Genomic DNA, 23,741 nt, shown 5'->3' on the forward strand with positions numbered 1-23,741 from the left:
CGCGGGGGCGTCACCGCCGAACGGGACCGGCCAGCCCAGCCGGCGCTGGCCCGAACGGCGCCAGCCCGGGGCGCTCTCCTGGGCAATCTTGCTGACGGCCCCGGACCACCGGAGCGCTGGGTGGCCGTCGGATGAGCGGCGTCCTGGTGACGATGGAGGCAGTGGTGGCCGCCTTCGGCACCCGCACCCTGCTGGACGGGGTGAGCCTGGGCATCGGAACCGGTGAGCGCATCGGGGTGGTCGGCCGCAACGGGGCGGGCAAGAGCACCCTGCTGCGGCTGCTCGCCGGCCAGGCCACCGCGGACGCGGGCCGGATCGTGCGGGCCGGTTCCGTGCGGGTCGGCCTGCTGGCCCAGGACGACCAGCTCGCACCCGACGCGACCGTGCGGCAGGCCGTGGTCGGCGACGTTCCCGATCACGTCTGGGCGGCGGATCCGCGGCGCCGGTCGGTGCTTGCCGGCCTGGGGCTGCTCGACCGTCTCGACGCCGTGGTCGGGCGGTCGTCCGGTGGTGAGCGCCGGCGCGTCGCGCTGGCCGCGCTGCTCGTCGACGACATCGATCTGCTGGTCCTGGACGAGCCCACCAACCATCTTGATGTCGAGGGGGTGGCCTGGCTTGCCGCCCACCTGCGGTCGTGGCGCGGCGGGCTGCTCGTCGCCACCCATGACCGGTGGTTCCTCGACGAGGTCTGCGAGCGGGTCTGGGAGGTCGCCGACGGCCGGGTGGACGCCTACGACGGCGGTTACTCCGCGTATGTGCTCGCTCGGGCGGAGCGCGCGCGGCAGGCCGACGCCACCGAGGCACGGCGGCAGAACCTGCTGCGCAAGGAGCTGGCCTGGCTGCGCCGGGGCCCGCCGGCCCGCACCAGCAAGCCGCGTTTCCGGATCGAGGCGGCCAACGCGCTGATCGCCGACGAGCCACCCGCCCGTGACACCCTCGGCCTGCGCAGCTTCGCCGCCTCCCGCCTCGGCAAGGACGTCTACGACGTCGAGGACGTCACGTTGCGTCTCAGCGATCGTGCGCTGCTGACGGATGTGACCTGGCGGCTGGGCCCGGGGGACCGGGTGGGGCTTGTCGGGGCCAACGGCAGTGGCAAGACGACGCTGATGCGTCTGCTGACCGGGCAGGTGAGCCCGGACGCGGGCCAGGTGCGGGTTGGTAGGAGCGTGCGCTCCGCCCTGCTCTCCCAGGAGATCCACGAGATGGATCCGGGCCTGCGCGCCCTGGAGGCGGTGGAGCGGGCCGGCCGGGTGCTGGAGGTGGGCCGCGGCCGGGAGATGACCGCCGGCCAGCTTCTGGAGCAGTTCGGCCTGCCCTCGGCCCGGCAGTGGACGCGCGTGGGTGATCTCTCCGGCGGGGAGCGCCGTCGGCTGCAGCTGCTGAGGCTGCTCATGCAACGGCCGAACGTGCTGCTGCTGGACGAGCCTACCAACGACCTGGACACCGACACGCTGACCGCGCTGGAGGATGTCCTGGACTCCTGGCCGGGCACGATCGTCGCGGTCAGCCACGACCGTTACTTCCTGGAACGGACCTGCGACACGATCTTCGCCATGTTCGGCGACGGGTCGCTCGTCATGCTGCCCGGCGGGGTGGACGAGTACCTCTCCCGGCGGCAGGCCGCCACCCAGACCGGGGCAGCCGGGGCCGGGGCAGCCGGCGCCGCCGGGCGCACAGCTCCTGCCGGGCGCGTCGGCGCTGGCCGCACTGCCGGTGTCGCTGCCGTCCCCGGAGCGGGCGCCGCCGCCGGAGCGGGCGCGGACTCAGGTGCCGTTGCCGGCGACACCGGCGGTTCGCTGTCGGCCGGGCAGGCGCGGCTCGCGCGCAAGGAGCTGACCCGGCTCGAACGGGCCCTGGAGCGGCTGGCCCGCCGCGAGAGCGCGCTGCACACCGCGCTCGCCGAGGCGGCCACCGACCATCAGCGCCTGCTCGCCCTCGACGCCGAACTGCGTGAGGTCGTCGCCGAGAAGGCCCGTACCGAGGACGCCTGGCTCTCCCTCGCCTCCGATCTCGAGGACGCCTAGCTGTCCGGAGCGCCGCCGGGCATCCCCACCTGAGCGAGTTGCCCCTCGGCGACCGTTGGTCAGTGATCGCCTGGCCGTGGGTGACGCCGACGCAGGGGGCTGGGCTTCCCAGGTTGTCGTGCGGTGGTGTTGCGCCTGGGTGCTTTCCCTTGACGATCGCCGGTAGGTGATCGTCAAGCCACGGGTGCTGCCCGCCCAAGAGCTAGGGGCCCCCAAATAGTGCCAAAGGCACTATTTGGGGGCGAGCTTTGCTCGCAGCCGTTGTGGGTCGGGCCAGCGGACGTCGTGGACGAGGTGCAGCGTCTCCATCAGCTTGATCAGGTAGAAGCTGGAGTCCACCTGCCAGGGCTTGACGCCGTGGCGGGCCAGTGTGGGCTCGGCGTGGTGCAGGTTGTGCCAGGACTCGCCCATCGACAGGATGGCCAGCGGCCAGACGTTGCCGGAGCGGTCCCGCGACCTGTACGGATGCTTGCCGGCGACGTGACAGATGCTGTTCGTCGACCAGGTGACGTGGTGCAGGACGCACACCCGGACCAGGCTCGCCCAGAAGAACGCCTGCACCGCCGCCTCGAACGAGCCGCCCCACAGGCCGCCGATCAGCGCCGGGGCCGCGAGGCTCACCGTCGCCCAGAGCCCGAACAGGCGGCTGACGCGGACGATGTCGGTGTCGTCGAGCAGGTCCGGGGCGTACCGACGCTGGTCGGTCTGTTCGATGTCGAACAGCCAGCCGATGTGGGCGTGCCACAGGCCCTTGGTCAGGGCGCGGAAGCCGGGGCCGTAGCGCCACGGCGAGTGCGGGTCGCCGTCCCGGTCGCTGAAGGCGTGGTGGCGCCGGTGGTCGGCCACCCAGCGGATGGCCGGGCCCTCGATCGCCATGCTGCCGGCGATGGCGAGCGCGATGCGTATCGGCCTGGAGGTCCTGAAACCGCGGTGGGTGAAGTAGCGGTGGAAACCGACCGTCACCCCATGGCCGGTGATCGCGTACATGACGACAGCGAGGATCACGTCGCGCGGGCTGATCCACCGGTCCCACAGCAGCGGTACCGTGGCGGCGAGGGCCGCCAGCGGGACGATGATGACCATGGCGAGGGTGATCTGTTCCCCTCGTGCCTTCAGCGCGGATCTCGGCGTCACGGTGTGCCGGGTGGAGGCGTCCACCCGGGTGGCGGGGGCCGTGGCGCCCCTCGGGTTCACCGTGTCGGTAGCGGTCATGACATAACCCCGTCCATCAGTGCCGTCCACCGGTTTCGTCGTCGCAATAGTTTCCGTTGTGACACCGTAGCTCGCGGCGGTAACAGGTGGTGCCCGTGGCGGGGAACATCGGAGAAAAACAATTTCACGGGTCCGGGCGGTTGCGGTCGGGGTACGGTAGTTGTCACGAAGGGTTGGTGGGGCCGGCCGGCGACGGCTGCGCGCGGTGACGGCGCAGGCGGACCGGGGGTGCTCCAGGCCCGAAAAAATCATGATCATGTGGTCTTTGGTTCGCTGGCGGTGGTACACTGCCAAAGATTTTCTCGGTCCGCCGTGGTGTAATTGGCAGCACAGGAGATTTTGGTTCTTCTAGTCCACGTTCGAGTCGTGGCGGCGGAGCCCCGGGTCGGATCGGCGGGTACGCCGGTCCATACAAATCATTTTAGTCCGCCGGAATTGTCCACGATATCCCCTGGCCGTGGATATCCGCTGGTCGCAATCCGGTAAGCTCGACACGCATCGAGTTGATGTCCACGATCAGGGGAGCTCGTGTGACCCAACCACGTCTGGCGGCCGTTGTCGTCCTTGCCGCGGGTGAGGGTAAGCGGATGCGCTCCGCGACCCCCAAGGTGCTTCATCGCGTCGCTGGGCGCACCCTTGTAGATCATATTCTCGCCGCGGTCGCCTCGCTCGGGGCCGAGAAGCAACTGGTGGTCGTCGGGCACGAGCGCGAGCAGGTGATCGCGGCGCTGGCCGGCCGCGTACCCGAGGTCACGCCGGTCGTGCAGGCCAGCCAGCGTGGCACCGGCCACGCCGTTCGGACCGCGCTGTCCGCGGCGGGTGGCATCCACCCGGACGATCTCGTGGTCGTCGTCCCGGGAGACACCCCGCTACTGACCGGCGCGACGATGTCGGCGCTGGTCGCGGCGCACGCGCACGAGCCGGCGGCGGCGACGGTGCTGACCGCCCGGGTTCCTGATCCCCTCGGCTACGGACGGGTGCTGCGGGATCCGTCCGGCCGGATCCGCGCGATCGTCGAGCAGGCCGACGCCGACGCTGCCGCCGCCGCCGTCCGGGAGATCAACACTGGCGTGTACGTGTTCACGGCGGGTCCGTTGCTGGCGGCGTTGTCGTCCCTGACGGTCGACAACGCCCAGGGCGAGGAGTACCTGACCGACGTGGTCGGCGCGTTCTTCGACGGCGGGCAGGCCGTTCGGGCGTACCCGCTGGACGATCCCGGCGAGGCCGCCGGGGTCAACGACCGGCTCCAGCTGGCCGCCGCCGCCGCGGCCATGCGGGACAGGCTGGTGACCGCTGCCATGCGGGCCGGTGTCACCGTGCTGGATCCCACCACCACCTGGATCGACGCCGACGTGACCGTCGAGGCGGACGTGACGCTGCTGCCGAACACCTTCCTGCACGGCAGCACTCAGGTGGCGGCCGGTGCGGTGATCGGCCCCGACTGCACGCTCACCGACACGCTGGTGGGTACCGCGGCCACGGTGAGCCGGACGACCGCGGTCGGCACGGTGATCGGCCCGGACGCCTCGGTCGGCCCCTACACGCATCTGCGCCAGGGCACCCGCGTCGGCCGCGGGGTCAAGCTCGGCGCGTTCGTGGAGACGAAGGCCGCGGAGATCGCCGACGGGGCGAAGGTGCCGCACCTGGCCTATGTCGGGGACGCGGTGATCGGTGCACGCAGCAACATCGGATGTGGCACGATCGTGGCGAACTACGACGGCGTCGCCAAGCACCGTACGGTGATCGGTGCGGATGTCAAGATCGGAAGTGACACCGTGCTGGTGGCGCCGGTGAATGTTGGCGACGGTGCGTACACCGGTGCTGGTTCGATCGTGACCGAGGATGTGCTGCCAGGCGCACTCGCGGTCAGGGAGGGCCGGCAGCGGACGATCGAGGGATGGGTCGAACTACGGCGTCCGGGCACCGCGGCGGCACGTGCCGCGGCTGCCGCGCGGGGGTATGTCGAACAGGCACGTGGCGACGGTGACCCGGACAGGGCGGACCACGTCGGACACGCCGGGCCGGCCCCCGCCACGGTTGTCGGTATCTCCGACAACGGGCGCCGTACGTAGGGCCTGCCACGCTGTGAAGAGCGACCATGACGGAGCGGGACGAAGGTGGAGAACCTTTGATGGCCTACCAGACGGATAATCGGCGTAACCTGATGCTTTTCGGTGGCCGTGCGCACCCTGACCTGGTGGCCGAGGTTGCCCGGGAGCTCGATGTCGAACCGGTGCCCACCAACGCGTATGAATTCTCCAACGGAGAGATCTTCGTCCGGTTCGAGAAATCCGTACGCGGATGTGACGCGTTCGTGCTGCAGTGTCACTCCTCGCCGGTGAACACCTGGCTCATGGAGCAGCTCATCATGGTGGACGCGCTGAAACGCGCCAACGCCAAGCGGGTCACCGTGGTCGCGCCCTTCTACCCCTACGCCCGGCAGGACAAGAAGCACCGCGGCCGGGAGCCGATCTCGGCCCGGCTGATCGCCGATCTGTTCAAGACCGCCGGCGCGCACCGGCTGATGTCGGTGGACCTGCACACCGCCCAGATCCAGGGCTTCTTCGACGGCCCGGTGGACCATCTGTTCGCGCTGCCGCTGCTCACCGACTACATCGAGGCCAAGCTCGACACGTCCGCGGTCACGGTGGTGGCCCCGGACGCCGGCCGGGTCCGGGTGGCCGAACGCTGGACCGACCGGCTCGGCTGCCCACTGGCGATCATCCATAAGCGCCGTGACCGGGACGTCCCGAACCAGGTGAAGATGTTCGACGTGGTGGGTGAGGTCAAGGGCCGTACCTGCGTCGTCGTCGACGACATGATTGATACTGCGGGCACCATCACCAAGGCGGTGGAGTCGCTGCGCGAGCACGGCGCGACCGATGTGATCGCCGCGGCGACGCACGGTGTGCTCTCCGGCCCGGCCGTGGACCGTCTGAAGAACTCCGAGATCAGCGAGGTCGTGCTCACCAACACCCTCCCGCTGCCCAGCGAGGCCCGCATCGACAAGATCACCGAACTGTCGATCGCGCCGTTGCTGGCCGCCGCCATCAGAGCGGTCTTCGAGGACGGTTCGGTGACCGAGCTCTTCGGCGGCGACGCGTGACCAGACACGTAACTGTCGGTCGCGACGCCATGGACAACCCTGCGATCCGTCCGACCCATCGGTTGAACCGTCGACTGGTTTAGTCACCGGTTCGGACGCCGGCCGTGCTCGTCCTGCGTACGGTGCTGCTTTTCGTCCTGGCCGCGCTTGCCGAGATCGGCGGGGCCTGGCTGGTGTGGCAGGGGATTCGTGAGCATCGGGGCGTCATGTTCGTCTGTGGCGGGCTGATGTCCCTGTGCGTCTATGGTTTCGTCGCCACGCTCCAGGAGGAGGCGTCCTTCGGGCGTGTGCTGGCCGCCTATGGCGGCGTGTTCGTCGCCGGCTCCCTCGCCTGGGGCGTTGTCGCCGACGGTTATCGGCCTGACCGCTACGACATCACCGGCGCGCTCGTCTGCCTGGCCGGAGTCGGCCTCATAATGTTCGCGCCCCACCGGTGATCCCGACGGTTCCTGGTTCCGACGGTTCCGCCTCGGGGCAGCCGTCCGGCTGGCGGCCGTGCCCGAACGGCGGCTCCCTCGGGTAACGTCGAACAGGCCTGGATCGTGCCGGAGCCCCGTCCGCCTCGACGGTAGGGCCTCCTCCCAGGTGGCCTTTCGTCATCGGGCTGTTACAGCCGTATGGGCGCATACAGCCGTATGGGCGCATTGTGCGGCAACGGTTCTCCACTGGTGGTAGGGCGGATCCGTCGGCTCATGATGCATCCGGTACCCTGAAAGACCGCGTCGTGGCGCTGCCGGCTTCTTGTGTTCAGGCGGCGCCGATGTCCATTGAAGATCCGCAGTAGGAGGATGAGTACCGCCATGTCCGAGGTCCGCATCGTCGCGGAGCCCCGCACCGAGTTCGGCAAGGGCGGGGCTCGTCGTACCCGCAAGGCCGGCAAGGTCCCGGCCGTCCTGTACGGCCACGGCCAGCCGCCCCGCCACATCTCGCTGCGCGCTCACGACCTTCTGCACGCGTTCAAGACCGATGCCGGTACGAACGTGCTGCTCCGGCTGGAGCTCTCCGACGGGACTCAGCTCGCCCTTCCCAAGGATGTCCAGCGTCATCCGATCAAGGGCAGTTTCGAACACGTCGACCTGGTCATCATCCGTCGGGGCGAGCGGGTCACGGTCGAGGTGCCGGTGACCGTCGTCGGGACGGCCGAAAGCGACACCCTCGTCGACCAGCAGCTGACATCCGTCTCGTTGCAGGCGGCCGCGACCGACATCCCCGGGTCGATCGAGGTCGACGTCACCGGTTTCAAGGCCGGCGCGAACATCAGCGCCGGTCAGCTCGTCATCCCGGCGGGCACGGTGCTGGAGACCGATCCCGAGCAGGTCGTGGTCCAGGGGCTGGCGAAGCCGACCGCCGCCCAGGTGGACGCCGACCTCGCCGGTGCCGAAGCGACCGGTGGGGCCGCGGGCGCCGAGGGCGAGCAGGCGCAGGCCGGCGCCTCGGCCTGACCTGCGTTTCTTCCATCCGTATGACACCACCGCCCGGATGACACCACGATGACTCCGTCGGAGACCGGGGCCCAGGCCACCGGGCCGTGGCTGGTCGTCGGGCTGGGTAATCCCGGCCCGACGTATGCCGGCAACCGGCACAACATCGGATTCATGGTTCTCGACCTGCTGGCCGAGCGGGTCCGGGACCGTTTCCGCACGCACCGGGGACGCGCGGACGTCGCCGAGGCCCGCCTCGCCGGCGTCCGCGCGCTGCTCGCCAAACCCCGTTCCTTCATGAACGTCTCAGGCTCGCCCGTCGAGGCCCTGCGCGCCTTCTTCAAGGTCGACATCGGGCACATCGTGGTCGTCCATGACGAGCTGGACATCCCGTTCGGAACGATCCGGCTCAAGCTCGGCGGCGGCGACAACGGGCACAACGGCCTGCGTTCGGTCACCGCCGCGCTGGGGTCGCGCGACTACCTGCGGGTCCGGGTCGGGATCGGACGCCCACCCGGTCGGATGAACCCGGCCGACTTCGTCCTGCGCGACTTTTCGGCTCCTGAACGCAAGGAACTCCCGTTTCTGGTGGACCGGGCGGCCGACGCCGTGGAGTCGCTGCTGGACAGGGGGCTGGAGGTCACCCAGAACACCTTCCACGTCTCGCCCGCCAAGCCGTAGTCCTGAGATTCTTCGGCATCCTTGGCGGTTTTTGAACTTTGCGGATCTCGTAGTCGAGGATCAGCGTCCCGCGAAATGCCCGCCAGTCGAGTTCGGCGAGAATCCGGTGGTCCTGGTACGCGCCTGACAGGGGCGGCGCGAAGACGGCGGCCGGGCTGACCTGGCGGGCGATCCGAGTCGACACGATCTTTTTCCGGACGCACCGGCGGGCGCCGGGCGTTCTGAGGGCTCTCGGGTTGTCGGGACCTGAAGGTCGCCGGGTTGTTGGGACCGGCCGAGCCAGCGGGCGTGTTCGCGACGGCTCTCCGACGTACCGTCCACCTGGCCGTCAGCCGTCGCGGCTGACGGATTCATCACAGCCACTGGCCTCGTCGAAAGCCTCGGACGAGCCACTATCATGGCTCTCTGAGCATGCCGCGAGCAGATCGTGACATGCCCGAAGGGGACAGCTCGATGATGCGCGTCTCCCTCTCGACCGATAATTCCTGTGACGGGTGCCGCCCTGTTCACGCGGCCGTCCCGCGTTATCGCCTGTGACCACGTCGCCTGTGAGCAACATCTCTGTACGCCGCGTCATTCCGGTATGCCATGTCATTCCGATACGTTCCGGTGGGCCATGCCGATCGGTGAAAATCCGCCGGCAACCAGAACCCCGGAGCCGATCAGGATCAGATGCCGATCAGAACCAGGTGCCGATCGAAAGGCAGGTAGGGGATCGCATGTCAGTTGAGTCCGTCGGTCAGCCACTGGCCCGTACGCAGGTTACGGCCGTCCCGGTCGAAGCCTGTCGCTCGTGTGGCGGCCCGCGGCCACGTCCGTTCCTCTCCCTGGGGCGGACACCGATCGCCAACCGGCTGCTGTGCCCCGACGACCTCGCCGAGCCCGAGCCCGTCTTTCCCCTGGAGGTCGGTTTCTGCGCCTCCTGCGCGCTGGTCCAGCTCACCCATGCCCTACCGGCGGAGGAGATGTTCGACGCCGGTTACCGGTCCTTCCCGTCGTCCGGCGACACACCGCGCCGGAATGCCGACAGGCGCGCCAGAGAACTCATCGCCGGTCGTGCTCTCGGCCCCGACAGCCTGGTCGTGGAGATCGCGAGCAGCGACGGACATCTGCTGCGGGCGTTCGTCGAACGCGGAATCCCGGTGCTCGGCATCGAACCGTCACCCGGGCTCGCGTCCGCCGCCCGCGCGATCGGCGTGCCGACCCGCACGGAGTTCTTCGACGCCGGGCTCGCCCGGTCGCTGGCCGCCCAGGGGCTGCGCGCGGACGTCATCATTGTCGATAACGTGCTGGCGCACGTCCCCGATCCGAACGGCTTCGCCGAGGGCATGTCCGTTCTGCTCGCCGATGACGGGATCGTCGAAGTGGATGATCCCGGTGTCGGAGCGCTGCTCGACCACACCGGGTTCGACACCGTCCGCCACGACTGCTTCTGCTATTTCTCCACCATCGCCGCGGACGCACTGATGCGTCGTCACGGTCTGTATCTGACGGAGGTGGAGGAGTTCTCCGAGCATCCCGGCGGCATTCTGCGCTGGCGACTGAGCCGGGCCGAAGGACCCGGCCCGGGGGTGGGCGAGCGCCTCGACCGTGAGCGTGCCGCCGGCCTGGACACCTTCGACCGGTACGCGAGTTTCGCCGACGACGTGCGCGAGTCGCAGGCCGAGCTGCTCACCCTCCTGCACGAGCTGCGCGCGCACGGGCGGAGCGTGGCCGCCTACGGCGCCGCGGCCAAAGGAGCCGCCCTGCTGAACTCCAGCGGTATCACCACCGATCTCGTGCAGTACGTCGTCGACCGCAACGTCGACAAGCAGGGCAAGTACATCCCGGGCGCGCGCACGCCGATCCTTGACCCCGCCGTGCTGGCCCAGCGTCAGCCGCACTACCTGCTTCTGCTGGCCTGGAACGTCAGAGACGAGATCATGGATCAGCAGGCGGCGTTCGCCCGCAGGGGCGGCAAGTTCATCGTGCCGGTTCCCCGGCCGGTTGTGTGCTAATTGTTTTTTTATTGTTTTGTGGTCATATGTAGGCTCGCGTCAGGCGGACGACGGTGGGCTGCGCGTCCCGTGATGGCGCGTCGAGCTGTAACGGGGCATGTCGAGCTGTAACGGCATGTCGAGCGCGGCACGCCGAGCTACGAGATCAGGCTGTCGCGCGGCGGTGAGCCGTCCGTCCCGGCCCCGACCGGTGATCCACGTTTCCGCGGCCGGGCGCCGTCGCCTCGGATGTGCCGTCAGATGTGCTGTCGGATGCCCGCCGTCCAACGCTGTTGTTGGACGCCGCTACCGCCGGCTGACGTTGTCGTCGGCCGTTGTCGTCGGACACTGTCGTCGTTGGGTGCTGTTGTTGTCGGGGTCGGTTGTGCCATCGCGGCCGGTTGTGTCGCCACACCCTCCACGTTTCTGTTACTTTGCGTGACCAGCCATTTTCTTCAACGGGTTCCGCCACCGCGGAAACATGTGGCGGACGTGCCGTGTACTTTCAATGCTTGAGGACGGTGGGGCCATCGGGTTTCTCACTCCCCGGGGGTGTCCGCCGTTCCAGCGATCTGGGAGGTCCGGGAGGTCTCAGGAATCCAGGGGGCTGTAATGTTCGCGCAGGACGGGTGGTACGGGGGCGTCCGCGTCCTTCAGTTTTTCGCGCTTTCCCATGATCTTGTATTTTCTCGTGGCCCGAGGAGGACGTTCCGGTGACCCGGGCCGCTTGGCCGCGCGCGGAAGCCGAGCGCGCGCTGCCCAGAATCTCACCGCTCCGGTTGCTCCGGCGCCGGTGGCTGGTGATCGTCCTTGGGGTGGTCGTCGGTACCGCCTGCGCGCTGGCCGTGAACAAGCAGCAGGACGAGCGTTTCGAGGCGACCGGCCGGGTGTTCCTGGGCACCTCCCAGGCACTGCCCGGCGGTGATCATATCGACGCGGCCCGGATCGTTCAGACCCAGGCCCAGCTCGCCGGCTCCACCGTGGCGCTCGATCTGGTCTCCAGGCAACTGGGCCTGTCGCGGGAGGAGGTGGCCGAGCGGCTGACGGTCACCGCGTCCGACCAGGGCGACTTCTTCACGATCACCGGCAGGGACGGCACCGAGTAGCGGGCGGTGGGTCTTGTCCAGGCCGTCGAGGCCGCCTACCAGCAGCTTCTCACCCAACAGCAGGCGGCCGGCGGCGGTACGGCCCGTTCGCTGACCCAGCTGCGTGACGAGATCACCCAGGGCCTTCGGAGACTGACGGCGCTGCCGAGGACCGCCGACAGCGAGACGCTGGCTGCTCAGGTCGGCACCCTCAACGCACAGCTCGCCGAGCTCAACAGGCAGATCCCGCAGGCGCAGGCCGCTGGCGCGCCGGCCGCGGTGACCCTCGCCGAGCCCGCCCGGTCGCTCGGCCAGGTCACTCCGAAGCTGGCGCGCAACGCCCTCGTCGGCGCCCTGGCCGGCCTCCTGCTGACGGTGGCCGGGCTCTGCGGTGCCTACCTGCGCCGCCCGACAGCGCTCGACGCCGGGGACGCGGCCGACGTCCTGGGCATCCCGTTGATCGCGGACATTTCCGGCCGACGAGGCAGCGCCCCGCCGGCCGACCGGCTGGTCGCCGCCATGGCCTCCGTGCTGGCCCCGACCGGGAAGGTCGTCGCCCTCACACCGGCCGGGCGGGGTGACCTGGCACCTGACCTGGTCACGGCGGTGGCGGCGAGCTGGTCGGACGACCAGGGGATCGTGCTGGTCCTGGACGCCTCGCCGGAGCCGGACGTGCGCGGGGCCTTGGAGCGCCTGCCACCCGCCGTGTCCAGTGAGCTGCCCCGGTGGGCCCACGAGCCGACCTGCATGGCACGTTCGTCCGGTGCCGGCAGTGGGCATGTGCTGTACAACCGGGTCGCGCAGGCCCGGGCGGCCCGTCCCGGCGGCCTCGCGCCTATCCTGGCTGACCGGGCACCGGTCGTCGATCTTGTCATCGTGCTGACGCCCGCTCTTGTCGATCTTCCGATGACGGCGGCGTCCGCCATGCAGGCGGACGTCGTCATCGTGGTCGCGACCGGCCGGACGCGGATCAGGGAACTCGCGCGGGTCCTGCGGGACTGGCCGGCCCTGGCCGAGCGGATGGTGGGTGCGGTGCACGACGGACGTTTCGGCACACGCCGGTCCGCCGACCGGAGCTTCGGCGTATCACGGGTTGCCGCGTCGACCACGGCCGTGCCACGCGCCACCGTACCGTCGGGCCTGTCGTGGGAGGATGCCGCTTTCCGCCCCGCCGACAGCGCGGCCAGCCGCGGCGGAGCACCGGCGGCCCCGACGGATCCAGCGGCCGCGGCAGGTTCGGCGGGCCGGCCGCTGGCGGACACCGCGCGCCGCGCGGTGGTCAACGCCGAGGTCACCGACCGCTATGCCCGCCCCAGCGGCAAGCAGGGGTGAGCCTCGTCCACGGCGGCTGCGGCTGGGCACGGACAGTGACCCAGAAGGGCTCCCGCGGGGGTGAGGGCAGGACGCCGGGTGGATCTGGGACGGGCCCGGCGGCCTGGAGCCCCCGCGGGATGCCGGGCAGGACTCCCGGCGGGCGTGGGGCGGGACTTCCGCGGGGCGCGCGCCATGGGCCGTCGGCGTCGCGGCGGGCGGTTGCCCGGGTGGCGAGCCGGGCATTCGGCGGGCCACGGAGGTGGTCCTGAGTCCGCCGATTCCCCGGCACGTAAAATAACGGAGAACGCGGTTGTGTATGCCGGGCTTGTGTACGTGGGGTGGCTTGTAGGCCGGGCGCCGTCCCGTGGGGAACAGCCCGGTACGCCAGCAGTGACCCGCTCCGTGACGCTGTGTCCTGTTTGCAGTTTGTCGTTCGTCTGTAATGTGCGCTGTTCCCGAGAGGTTCGGACGCTCCTATGACCCTCGCCCCGCTGTTGGATGCCCTCACCGCCACCCCGGGTGCGGATCCGGCCCTGGCACGCGCGGTCGCCGCGGTCGGTGAGCCCCGGCTGGACCTGTCGGCCCCGGCGGCGTTGCGCCCGTTCGCCGCCGCCGCGCTCGCGGTCCGGGGCGGCCGGCCGGTGCTGGCCGTCACCGCCACCGGGCGGGAGGCCGACGATCTCGCCGCGGCGCTGTCGAGCCTGATCGATCCCGACACGGTCGCGGTGTTCCCGAGCTGGGAGACCCTGCCGCACGAACGGCTGTCCCCGCGGGCCGACACCGTCGGGCTGCGCCTCGCCGTGCTGCGACGGCTGGCCCACCCCGACAGCACCGGCCGGCCGCCGCTGTCGGTTGTGGTGGCGTCGGTGCGGGCCGTCCTGCAGCCCCAGGTCGCCGGCCTCGGCGACCTTGAACCGGTGACGCTGGCCGTCGGTGACAGCGCCGACCTGGGCGAGGTCGTGGACAGGCTCGTCGGGGTCGCCTACCACCGGGTCGACCTGGTGGAGCGGCGCGGCGAGATCGCGGTGCGCGGCGGCATCCTCGACGTTTTCCCACCGACCGAGGAGCATCCGCTGCGGGTGGAGTTCTTCGGCGACGAGGTCGAGGACATCCGACCGTTCTCAGTGGCCGACCAGCGGGCGCTGTCCGGCCCGTCCGACGACCAGAACAGCCGGGACAGACGGGACGGACGGCGCCAGCTGTTCGCGCCGCCGTGCCGTGAGCTGCTGCTCACCCCACCGGTCCGGGCTCGGGCCCGGGAGCTGGCACAGGCGCATCCCGAACTGCTCGACATGCTCGACAGGATCGCGGACGGCATCCCGGTGGACGGCATGGAGGCGCTCGCGCCGGTGCTCTGCGACGAGATGGTGCTGATGCTCGACGAGCTGCCCGCCGGCACGCACGTGCTGGTGTGCGACCCGGAACGGGTCCGGGCCCGGGCCACCGAGCTGGTGCGCACGAGCCACGAGTTCCTGGAGGCGTCCTGGAGCACGGCCGCCGGCGGTGGCAGCGCTCCGATCGATCTCGGCGCGGCGGCCTACCGGTCGATCGCGCAGGTGCGCCAGCGGGCCGGGGAGATCGACCTGCCGTGGTGGTCGATCGGCCCGTTCGGCGGTGCCGGCGTCACCATCGACGACCATCCGGGCGGCGACCAGCTCGGCAGCGGCGGTTCCAGGGGCGGCGCATCCGGGGCCAGCAGCACCGGGGGCCGCCCGGGTGGTGACGGCCGTCCCGATGACTATCAGACGTGGGACGCGGCCGCCGGCGAGGATGATTTCGACGACCACACGGTGGTCTCCAGCCTGCGGCCGGCCGCCGCCTACCACGGCGACACCGCGCGGGCGCTCGCGGACATCAAGGGCTGGCTCGCCGACTCCTGGCGGGTCCTGCTGGTGACCGAGGGGCCTGGCCCCGCCCAGCGGCTCGTCGAACTGCTGCGGGACGCCGACCTGGGCGCCCGCCTCGCCGAGGACGCCGACCTCGCCCGTGGCGTGGCCACGGTTACCTGCGGCCAGCTGGGCAGCGGCTTCACCAGCGACCTGCTGGGCATCGCGGTCCTGACCGAGACCGACCTCGCCGGCCAGCGTGGCGTGACCACCCGTGACATGCGCCGGATGCCGCACCGGCGCCGCAAGGGCATCGACCCGCTCGCGCTGCGCGCCGGCGACCTGGTCGTCCACGACGCCCACGGGGTCGGCCGGTACATCGAGATGGTGACCCGGACGGTCGCCGGCGCCACCCGCGAGTACCTCGTCCTCGAGTACGCGAAGGGCGACCGTCTGTACGTCCCGACCGACCAGCTCGAACAGGTCACCCGTTACGTCGGTGGCGAGGGCCCGAGCCTCGACCGGATCGGCGGCGCCGACTGGGCGAAGCGCAAGGGACGCGCCCGCAAGGCCGTCAAGGAGATCGCCGGCGAGCTGATCCGCCTGTACAGCGCGCGGATGGCCGCGCCGGGACACGCCTTCGGCCCGGACACCCCATGGCAGCGGGAGCTGGAGGACGCCTTCCCGTTCCGGGAGACCCCCGACCAGCTCTCGGCCATCGAGGAGGTCAAGGCCGACATGCGCAAACCCGTCCCGATGGACAGGGTCATCTGCGGCGACGTCGGCTACGGCAAGACCGAGATCGCGGTACGGGCGGCGTTCAAGGCGGTGCAGGACGGTAAACAGGTCGCCGTTCTCGTCCCGACGACATTGCTCGTCCAGCAGCATTTCCAGATGTTCTCCGAGCGGTATGCCGCGTTTCCCGTGAACGTACGGGCGATGTCGCGCTTCAATTCCGCGTCCGAGCAGAAGGCGGTGCTCGACGGACTTTCCGACGGCACCGTCGACGTGGTGATAGGAACGCATCGGCTGCTGTCGTCCACGTCCCGTTTCAAGGACCTCGGCCTGGTGATCGTCGACGAGGAGCAGCGCTTCGGCGTCGAACACAAGGAATACCTGAAGAAAATGCGGACCGCGGTGGACGTGCTCACCATGAGCGCCACCCCGATCCCGCGGACACTGGAAATGTCGATCACCGGTATCCGGGAGCTGTCGACGATCGACACCCCGCCGGAGGAGCGGCACCCGATCCTGACCTTCGTCGGGCCGAGCGACAACCGGCAGGTCGCCGCCGCGATCCGCCGTGAGCTGCTGCGGGAGGGGCAGGTCTTCTTCATCCACAACCGGGTGGAGTCGATCGACGCGGCCGCGGCGAGGCTGCGCGACCTCGTCCCCGAGGCCCGCGTCGCCACCGCGCACGGTCAGATGGGCGAGGACGCCCTCGAGCAGGTGATGGTCGCCTTCTGGGAGAAGAAGTTCGACGTCCTGGTATGTACCACCATCGTCGAGTCGGGGTTGGACATCTCCAACGCGAACACCCTCGTCGTGGAACGCGCCGACGTGTTCGGGCTGTCCCAGCTGCACCAGTTGCGGGGCCGGGTGGGCCGTGGCCGGGAACGCGCCTACGCATATTTCCTGTATCCTCCGGACAAACCGCTCACCGAAACCGCGCACGACCGGCTCGCGACGATCGCCCAGCATTCCGACCTCGGCGCCGGAATGGCCGTGGCCATGAAGGATCTGGAGATCCGCGGGGCGGGCAACCTGCTCGGCGGGGAACAGTCCGGGCACATCGCCTCGGTCGGTTTCGACCTGTACGTGCGGATGGTCGGTGAGGCCGTCGCGAACTTCAAGGGCACCGTGGTCGAGGAGCCGCCGGAGGTCAAGGTCGAGCTCCCGGTGAACGCGAGCCTGCCGCACGACTACGTCCCCAGCGAGCGGCTGCGGCTGGACGCGTACCGGCGCCTGGCCGCCGCCGTCTCGGATGACGACATCGCCGAGGTCCGCGCCGAACTCCTCGACCGTTACGGGACGCTGCCCGAACCGGCCGAGAACCTGCTGGCGGTCGCCTCCCTGCGGGTGCTGGCCCGCCGGTACGGCGTCACCGAGATCACCGTGGCCGGCCGTCAGATCCGGTTCGCGCCGCTGGAGCTGCGCGAGAGCCAGACCATGCGCCTCCAGCGGCTGTACAAGGGGGCCGTGGTCAAACCGACGGTGCGCACGGTCCTCGTGCCGGCGCCGCCGGAGACTCCGCGCATCGGCGCCCGGCCGCTGCGCGACCGCGCCGTCCTCACCTGGGCCGCCCAGTTGCTGGCGGCGGTCGCCGGTGACTCGGTCGCGGCGGCGGCCACGGCCGCGTCCCGCTGAGACAGGGCGATCGCGCCGTGTTCGGTAGGCCTTTCCAGCCGGGCCCGGTGGATCTTTGACCGGGTGGTCGGCGAGGCGCGCGGAGACGGTGGGGGTACGTCCACCTGTGGCCTGGCTGTGCGCGGCGGGCGGCGAGTCGGTACGGTCACAGCCGTGAAGCCCCGTTCTGCCGCTCGCCGCATCCTCGCCGGCGTGGCGCTGGTGGTCCTCAGCGTCTCCGCGTGCACCACCCATGCCGGGTCCGCCGCCCAGATCGGCGATGACACGATCAAGACGTCGACTCTGCGTGACGTTGTCGACCGCGGCCTGGCCGTCAGCCGGTCGGCCGCCGCGGCCAATCCCAGCGCCGCCCAGAGCATCGCGCCGATCGAACGCACCGATCTGCAGCGGCGCGCACTGACCACCCTCGTCCAGCTCGACCTGCTCGAGCGGGAGGCCCGCAGCCTCGGAATCACGGTGGCCGACCAGGACCGCGACGCCTTCTACCAGACGTACGGCGTACTCGAGTTCGGTGGCGTCGCGGACTTCGAGCAGTTGGCGGAGCTCGGCGGCATAGCCCGCCAGGATCTGCGGCTCTTCCTACGCTCCAACGCCCTGGAGTCGGCGATCGCGGACAGGCTGGCTCCGGCCCCGGACACGGACGCCGCCAAGGAGCAGGCCCGCGGCAGGTACGACAAGATCGTTACAGACTTCAGGGCAAAAGGGAAGCAGATCTCGCTGAGCTTCGACCAGGCTCAGGGCTACCTCATCCGGTCGCTGGCCGCGGACCAGCGCAACCAGGCCGTGTACACGAAGCTGCGCGAGACCGCGTCCCGGGAACCGGTCTCGATCAACCCGCGGTTCGGCACCTGGGACTCCGCCCAGCTCGCGGTGGCGGCCGCGGGCGTCTCGATCGCGACGACTCCGGCGCCCGAGCCGCCGCTGGGCCCGGGGCTCGCGACCGCCCAGTGACCGCCCCCGTCCCGTCGACAGTCCTGCCGGCCGGGCCGACGGGTTCGATCATGCTGACCTGGCCGGCCGCGGTGACCAGAGCGGTCAGGCCGACCGGGGCGGTCAGGCCGACCGGGCTGGCCGAGGCGGCCCGGTGACCGCGAGCGTCGTCGTCGTCATGACCAGTCCCCGGGTCGCGCCCGGGCTGCTCGACGTCGCGACCTGGGACCTGCTGCGCGCCGCCGGCGCGGTCTGCTGCGGCTCGGCCGACCATCCCCAGCGGGCCGCCCTCACCGCGGCCGGCATCGCGGTCGAGGTGCTGGCGGTCGAGGTGCTGGCGGACGCCGGCCGGCAGGCCACCGCCGAGGCGCTGCGCGGGCGCGCGTACGCCGACCCGTCCCGGCCCGTGGTGTGGCTCGCCGCGCCAGCTACTGGGACCCCGCCGACTACCGGGACCCTGCCAGCTACGGGGACCCTGCCAGCTACGGGGACCCTGCCAGCCGGCGAGACCCCGGGGGCTGATGGAGCGCTGTGGGCCGGTGGGGCCGAGCCAGGCGGGGAGCGCGACCTGCTCGACGCGCTCGCCACTCTGGCCGGTGCGGACCTCACTGTGACGGTCGTCCAGGGATCGCGCGATCTGCCTGGCGCCAGGCTGCTGGACGCGGTCGCCGTGATGGACCGGCTGCGCTCTCCCGGCGGCTGCCCGTGGGACGCCGAGCAGACCCACGCCTCGCTCGCCTCCTACCTGTTGGAGGAGGCCTACGAGGCGTACCAGGCGATCGAGGACGACAACCACGCCGACCTGCGTGAGGAACTCGGCGACGTGCTCATGCAGGTGCTCTTCCACGCGAGGATCGCCGCCGAGGGCAACGGCTGGCCCGACGGCCCGGCCGACGCGGGGACGCCCGACACCGGAGCCACCCGTGCCGACCGGAACCTCGACGACCGGGACGGTGACGACCGGAACAGCACACCCCGGAACGGGGCTGGCCGGGACGAGACGGCCCGAAACGGCGCTGTCCGGGGCGGGGGGGAGATCCAGCGCGGTACGGCCGTCTGGGACATCGACGACGTGGCCGCGGGCCTGGCCGACAAGCTCGTCCGCCGGCATCCGCACGTCTTCGGATCGGTGACGGTGGACGGCGCCGCCGCCGTCGAGACGAACTGGGACAAGATCAAGGACGTCGAGAAGGGTCGCCGGTCGGTGACCGAGGGCGTGCCCCTCTCCCAGCCCGCGCTCGCGCTGGCAGCAAAGCTCCAGAAGCGCGCGGCCAAGGTCGGGGTGCCGGTGGATCTCGCCCTCGGCGCGGGCCAGCTGTCTCCCGTCGATGTCGTTGTCGGCCTGGTCGGCGAGCTGGCCCGGGACACGGACACCGGGTCCGCGGCGGCCGAGGCCGAGACGCCGGCCGAGACGCTGGTCGGGGACCTGCTGTTCGCGGCCGTGGCGCTGGCCCGGCAGGCCGGAGCCGATCCGGAAGCGGCGCTGCGGACGTCCGCACGGCGTTTCCGGGACACGCTCGCCGCCGCCGAGGATGCGATCCGCGCCGCCGGCCTGGATCCACGGGAAACCGATGCCGATTCCTGGCGCGCCCACTGGCCGGCAGCGAGGCAGACCCCGACCGGAAGCACGACCCCGGCCGCCTGACGGTCGCAACCCCGTTCGCGCTGTTAGGGGCGGCTCTCGCCGAGGTCGCGCTCCGACCCAGGCCCGCGGGCGTGCGGGGAGCCCACCGGACACGCTCCGGATGGTTCTGGCCACGCGGATGGAAGCGGATGGAAACGGCTATGGGCCATGGCCCACAGCGTGTGGGGCGTGGCCTCGCCGCGTGGCGGCGGATGTGGGGCGTGCTCTCGCCGCGTGGCGGCAGACGCGGCGCGTAGCCTCGCTGCATGGCAGCAGACACCGCGCGGCAGGCGCTGGCGGGCGTCCATCGTTTGTATGCGCGACGGTCCGCGCCTATTCTCCTCGAGCTCGACCTCACCATGGATCCGGTCGAAGGGGTACCCGGTGATCCGGTGAGCGCGGCTCTGGCGCGGCGTCGCCCGTCCCTGCGCACCGTCGTGGACGGGCTGCGCCGGGCCCGGGAGGACGACCGGGCGGCCACGCTCATCGCCCGGATCGCCCCCTGCGGGACGCCGCTGGCGCGGGTGCAGGAGATCCGGGACGCGGTCATTGCCTTCCGGGAGGCCGGCGGGACCGCCTTCGCCTACGCGGACGCGTTCGGCGAGTTCGGCGGCGGGACCGTCCCGTACTACCTGGCCTGCGCGTTCGACCAGATCTGGCTGGCACCGCCGGGGGAGTTGGGCCTGACCGGGGTGGCCCTGGAGACACCGTTCCTGCGCGACGCCCTGGACCGGCTCGGCATCGAGATCCAGGTCGGGCAGCGCCACGAGTACAAGAACGCCGTCAACACGTTCGTGGAACGCGATTTCACCGCCGCGCACCGGGAGGCCAGCGAGCGGATCGTCGTCTCCAGCCTGTCCATGATTGTGGACGGCATCGCCACCGCCCGTGGCCTGTCCCCGGCACGGGTCCGCGAACTGATCGACAACGCGCCACTGTCGGCCGAGCAGGCTCGCAGGGGCGGTCTGGTCGACCGGTTGGGTTACCGGGACGAGGTCTACGCCGCTGCCCGGGCCCACGCCCGCCGCACCGCGGGCGACGGCACCGGCCCCGCGACGGACGCGGCTCACACGGCGGACGCGGCTCACACGGCGGGTGCCGGTGGCGAGGCCGAGGCTGGCGCGGACGCCGTGGCCAGGGGTGTGGCCAGGAGCACGGGCGCCACGGCCGAGGACGAGCGCGACGGCGTGATCCTGATGTACCTCTCCCACTACCAGCGGACGGCCCAGCGCCGGGAGGCGTCCCGGTCGCGGCTGCCCGCTCCCGTGCTCCACCGGGGTGGGCAGCTGGCGAAACCGGGCGGGAAGGCCTTCCGGCGCGGGTCCGAACGGCGCAAGGTGATCGCCGTCATCCACGGGACCGGGCCGGTACTGCTCGGCCGCGGTGGGCGCGCGCCGCTGCGGGGTCCGGCCATGACCTCGGACGCCCTCACCGCCGCCTTCCGGGCGGCGGGCCGTGACGAGGACGTTGCCGCGGCCGTGTTCCGGGTGGACAGCCCCGGCGGCTCGTACGTGGCCTCCGACCTGATCCGGCGGGAGGTCGAACGGTTCCAGGCCACCGGGCGTCCGGTGGTGGTCTCGATGGGGTCGGTGGCCGCCTCCGGCGGATATTTCGTCGCGCTCGGGGCGGACGCGATCGTGGCGCATCCGGGCACCCTGACCGGGTCCATCGGGGTGTTCGGTGGCAAGCAGGTCGTCCGCGAACTGCTGGACAAGATCGGTGTGCGCTTCGGTGCGGTCGCCGAGGGGGAGAACGCGCTGATGACCTCCCCGCGGCGGGAGTTCAGCCCGGCCGAACGCAAGAAGCTCGACGAGTTCCTGGACCGGGTCTACGAGGACTTCGTCACCAAGGTCGCCGCGGGCCGGAAGATGACGCCGGAGGCGGTGCACGAGGTCGCCCGGGGGCGGGTGTGGACGGGTGCCGACGCCCACGAGCGCGGCCTGGTGGACGTGCTCGTGGGGCTGTCCCAGGCCTGTGAGCTGGCCTGGGAGAAGGCCGGCCTGCCCACGTCGGTGACCCCGCGGCTGCGTGTCCTGCCGAAGCTGGCGCTGGCGGACAGGCTGCGCCCGCCGCGGTCGAGCGAGGATCCCGCGGCCGCTGGCGTGGGCGGGGTGCCGCTGGCCGGTCCGCTGTCGGCCGGCTTGCCCCTGACGGGCACGGCGCTGCTGGGGGCGTCACTGGAGGTGATGGCGCACCGGGTCGTCGGCGGGGTGTACGCCACCGCCGGTGGTGATGCGTTCGCCGCCGGCTGGGGTCCGCTGGCCGCTGCCGCGGCCCGGGCCGGCCTGCCGGCCGGTGGCCCGCTGCTGATGCCGCCGCTGGGCCGCATCACCTGAACGTCTGACCGATCGGCCTGATCGACCGAAAGGCCTGATCGACTGGAAGGCCTGGCCGGACGGAAGGCCTGGCCGGCCGTGAAAAGCCCGACCGGTCGAAAAGGGCTGGATCGGTCAGGAAAGTCGGATCATCCGATATGTTCCGAATCGGCGGGTGTTGCCGCTACCGCACCCATGATCATAATTTTTCCTGGTCGTCCGCGGCATTCCCGCAGTAACAGACCAGTAACAGGCTCGCGGTGCCCGGCCCGCCGCGACGGGCCATAGTGCCCGGTGGGTGGCCTGCTTTCGGCGGCGTCCGCGGGGCGGCCCGCCTCTGGACTCCCCTCGGACCCCCTTGTCACGGCACTGGCCGCGGCCGTCCCGTCGCGCACCGGACCAGCGGGCGGCCATGGGTGACACGTGCCTTGGGCACGTGTCACGAGCGTGGTGGCGATAGTCTCGGCCGGGTCGTATTTCGTCGGCGCCGCCGATGCCCGCCCTGTCGCACAGTAGCGTTCTAGTCGGGCGTGTCCGTCCGGACGCGCCACACCGGAGGTCGAGGCCCGTGCCGTCCATCGAGGCTGTAGGAGCTCGCGAGATCCTTGACTCGCGGGGCAACCCAACCGTTGAGGTCGAGGTCATCCTGGAGGATGGCACGCTCGGCCGCGCGGCCGTGCCCAGCGGCGCGAGTACCGGGGCGTTCGAGGCTGTCGAACTGCGTGACGGCGACGACCGTTACGGCGGCAAGGGCGTACGCAACGCGGTGACCGCCGTGATCGACCGGATCGGCCCCGAGATCGTCGGACTGGAGGCCACCGAACAGCGCATCCTCGACCAGACCCTGCTGGACCTCGACGGGACGCCGGACAAGTCCGCGCTGGGCGCGAACGCGGTGCTCGGGGTCAGCCTGGCGGTCGCCAGGGCCGCGGCCAAGGCGTCCGACCTGCCGCTGTTCCGCTATCTGGGCGGACCTGCCGCGCACCTGCTGCCGGTGCCGCTGCTGAACGTCGTCAACGGCGGCGCGCACGCCGACACCAACGTCGACATCCAGGAGTTCATGATCGCTCCGATCGGGGCGTCGACGTTCGCCGAGGCGCTGCGCTGGGGTGCGGAGACCTACCACGCGCTCAAGAGCGTGCTGAAGGCCCAGGGGCTGGCCACCGCCGTCGGCGACGAGGGCGGGTTCGCCCCGAACCTGCCAGCGAACCGTGCCGCGCTCGACCTGCTGGTGGAGGCCATCGGCAAGGCGGGCTTCCGGCCCGGGGAGGACATTGCGCTGGCCCTCGACGTGGCCTCGACGGAGTTCTTCGACGACGGCGCCTACCGCTTCGAAGGCGCCCGCCGCAGTGCGCAGGAGCTCAGCGACTACTACGCCGAACTGGTGTCGGCCTACCCGATCGTCTCGATCGAGGATCCGCTCGCGGAGGACGACTGGGCCGGCTGGGTGGAGCTCACCGCCCGTCTCGGCGAGTCGGTGCAACTCGTTGGTGACGACCTGTTCGTCACCAACCCGCAGCGGCTCGCCCGCGGCATCGCCGAGAAGGCCGGCAACGCCCTGCTCGTCAAGGTCAACCAGATCGGCACGCTTACCGAGACCCTGGACGCGGTGTCGCTCGCGCACCGTAACGGCTACCGCTCCATGATCTCCCACCGGTCCGGTGAGACCGAGGACACCACCATCTCCGACCTCGCGGTCGCCCTCGACGCCGGGCAGATCAAGACCGGCGCGCCGGCCCGCAGCGAGCGGGTCGCCAAGTACAACCAGCTGCTGCGCATCGAGGACGAGCTCGACGACGCCGCCCGATATGCCGGGGCGGGGGCCTTTCCCCGCTTTTCACCGACAGCCGGGTGACACCG

General features: G+C 71.0%; 16 protein-coding genes, 1 tRNA gene and 1 pseudogene. 17 read left to right on the plus strand and 1 reads right to left on the minus strand.

The window, feature by feature from the left end:
• Positions 1-152 precede the first annotated feature (152 nt).
• A pseudogene (locus FSYMDG_RS29950) lies at positions 153-603 on the plus strand (ATP-binding cassette domain-containing protein); the annotation flags it as partial.
• Between the two features lie 2 nt (positions 604-605).
• A complete protein-coding gene (locus FSYMDG_RS03630; RefSeq protein ID WP_431307443.1) occupies positions 606-2,024 on the plus strand; it encodes an ATP-binding cassette domain-containing protein in 1,419 nt (472 codons plus the stop codon).
• Positions 2,025-2,255: 231 nt separating this feature from the next.
• Here FSYMDG_RS03630 and FSYMDG_RS03635 read toward each other — a convergent pair whose 3' ends face one another.
• Positions 2,256-3,236, minus strand: coding sequence for an acyl-CoA desaturase (locus tag FSYMDG_RS03635; RefSeq protein WP_013872240.1), 981 nt, complete (start codon positions 3,234-3,236; stop codon positions 2,256-2,258).
• Between the two features lie 306 nt (positions 3,237-3,542).
• On the opposite strand from FSYMDG_RS03635, the gene FSYMDG_RS03640 reads away from it, so the two are divergent.
• The 15 genes from FSYMDG_RS03640 (at position 3,543) to eno (ending at position 23,736) form a co-directional block, all read left to right on the plus strand.
• Positions 3,543-3,614 (plus strand) — tRNA-Gln (locus tag FSYMDG_RS03640).
• A gap of 152 nt (positions 3,615-3,766) precedes the next feature.
• Positions 3,767-5,308 (plus strand): bifunctional UDP-N-acetylglucosamine diphosphorylase/glucosamine-1-phosphate N-acetyltransferase GlmU, encoded by a 1,542-nt coding sequence (gene glmU / locus FSYMDG_RS03645; protein ID WP_013872241.1) that lies wholly within the window; start codon positions 3,767-3,769, stop codon positions 5,306-5,308.
• Between the two features lie 59 nt (positions 5,309-5,367).
• Positions 5,368-6,342 (plus strand): ribose-phosphate diphosphokinase, encoded by a 975-nt coding sequence (locus tag FSYMDG_RS03650; protein WP_013872242.1) that lies wholly within the window; start codon positions 5,368-5,370, stop codon positions 6,340-6,342.
• Between the two features lie 104 nt (positions 6,343-6,446).
• Positions 6,447-6,779, plus strand: a complete 333-nt coding sequence (locus FSYMDG_RS03655) for a YnfA family protein (RefSeq protein ID WP_013872243.1) — start codon at positions 6,447-6,449, stop codon at positions 6,777-6,779.
• 363 nt (positions 6,780-7,142) lie between these two features.
• Entirely contained in the window at positions 7,143-7,784 is a 642-nt protein-coding gene (locus FSYMDG_RS03660; protein WP_013872244.1) for a 50S ribosomal protein L25/general stress protein Ctc, read from the plus strand.
• A 48-nt stretch (positions 7,785-7,832) separates the two neighbouring features.
• Complete coding sequence (pth, locus tag FSYMDG_RS03665; protein WP_013872245.1) at positions 7,833-8,444, plus strand: aminoacyl-tRNA hydrolase; 612 nt, start codon at positions 7,833-7,835, stop codon at positions 8,442-8,444.
• Between the two features lie 719 nt (positions 8,445-9,163).
• Entirely contained in the window at positions 9,164-10,441 is a 1,278-nt protein-coding gene (locus tag FSYMDG_RS03670) for a class I SAM-dependent methyltransferase (protein ID WP_013872246.1), read from the plus strand.
• Positions 10,442-11,133: 692 nt separating this feature from the next.
• Entirely contained in the window at positions 11,134-11,526 is a 393-nt protein-coding gene (locus FSYMDG_RS22650) for a hypothetical protein (protein ID WP_050803320.1), read from the plus strand.
• A gap of 6 nt (positions 11,527-11,532) precedes the next feature.
• The gene (locus tag FSYMDG_RS03675) at positions 11,533-12,837 is read left to right on the plus strand and encodes a hypothetical protein (protein WP_050803321.1); all 1,305 of its coding nucleotides are present in this window, start codon (positions 11,533-11,535) and stop codon (positions 12,835-12,837) included.
• A 458-nt stretch (positions 12,838-13,295) separates the two neighbouring features.
• Positions 13,296-17,012, plus strand: a complete 3,717-nt coding sequence (gene mfd, locus FSYMDG_RS03680) for a transcription-repair coupling factor (RefSeq protein ID WP_013872247.1) — start codon at positions 13,296-13,298, stop codon at positions 17,010-17,012.
• Between the two features lie 153 nt (positions 17,013-17,165).
• Positions 17,166-17,963: a SurA N-terminal domain-containing protein gene (locus tag FSYMDG_RS03685; RefSeq protein WP_043602887.1), complete on the plus strand. Its 798-nt coding sequence runs from the start codon at positions 17,166-17,168 to the stop codon at positions 17,961-17,963.
• On the plus strand, positions 17,960-18,100 hold the full coding sequence (locus tag FSYMDG_RS25745) for a hypothetical protein (protein ID WP_013872249.1): 141 nt from the start codon (positions 17,960-17,962) through the stop codon (positions 18,098-18,100). The genes FSYMDG_RS03685 and FSYMDG_RS25745 overlap by 4 nt, the downstream gene beginning before the upstream one ends.
• Entirely contained in the window at positions 18,097-19,587 is a 1,491-nt protein-coding gene (mazG, locus tag FSYMDG_RS03690) for a nucleoside triphosphate pyrophosphohydrolase (protein ID WP_013872250.1), read from the plus strand. Before FSYMDG_RS25745 ends, mazG begins: the two co-directional genes overlap by 4 nt.
• A 245-nt stretch (positions 19,588-19,832) precedes the next feature.
• A complete protein-coding gene (gene sppA / locus FSYMDG_RS03695; protein WP_013872251.1) occupies positions 19,833-21,902 on the plus strand; it encodes a signal peptide peptidase SppA in 2,070 nt (689 codons plus the stop codon).
• A 547-nt stretch (positions 21,903-22,449) separates the two neighbouring features.
• On the plus strand, positions 22,450-23,736 hold the full coding sequence (gene eno, locus FSYMDG_RS03700; RefSeq protein ID WP_013872252.1) for a phosphopyruvate hydratase: 1,287 nt from the start codon (positions 22,450-22,452) through the stop codon (positions 23,734-23,736).
• The last annotated feature ends 5 nt before the right edge of the window (positions 23,737-23,741 follow it).

Origin of the sequence: Candidatus Protofrankia datiscae (assembly GCF_000177615.2) — a bacterium.
GTDB lineage: Bacteria > Actinomycetota > Actinomycetes > Frankiales > Frankiaceae > Protofrankia > Protofrankia coriariae.

Bases quoted from the DNA above. Each gene is read 5' to 3' on its own strand.
- FSYMDG_RS03635 (WP_013872240.1), bottom strand. From the start codon at position 3,236: ATGACCGCTACCGACACGGTGAACCCGAGGGGCGCCACGGCCCCCGCC.
- FSYMDG_RS03650 (WP_013872242.1), top strand. From the start codon at position 5,368: ATGGCCTACCAGACGGATAATCGGCGTAACCTGATGCTTTTCGGTGGC.
- FSYMDG_RS03660 (WP_013872244.1), top strand. From the start codon at position 7,143: ATGTCCGAGGTCCGCATCGTCGCGGAGCCCCGCACCGAGTTCGGCAAG.
- pth (WP_013872245.1), top strand. From the start codon at position 7,833: ATGACTCCGTCGGAGACCGGGGCCCAGGCCACCGGGCCGTGGCTGGTC.
- FSYMDG_RS03670 (WP_013872246.1), top strand. From the start codon at position 9,164: ATGTCAGTTGAGTCCGTCGGTCAGCCACTGGCCCGTACGCAGGTTACG.
- mfd (WP_013872247.1), top strand. From the start codon at position 13,296: ATGACCCTCGCCCCGCTGTTGGATGCCCTCACCGCCACCCCGGGTGCG.
- sppA (WP_013872251.1), top strand. From the start codon at position 19,833: ATGGCAGCAGACACCGCGCGGCAGGCGCTGGCGGGCGTCCATCGTTTG.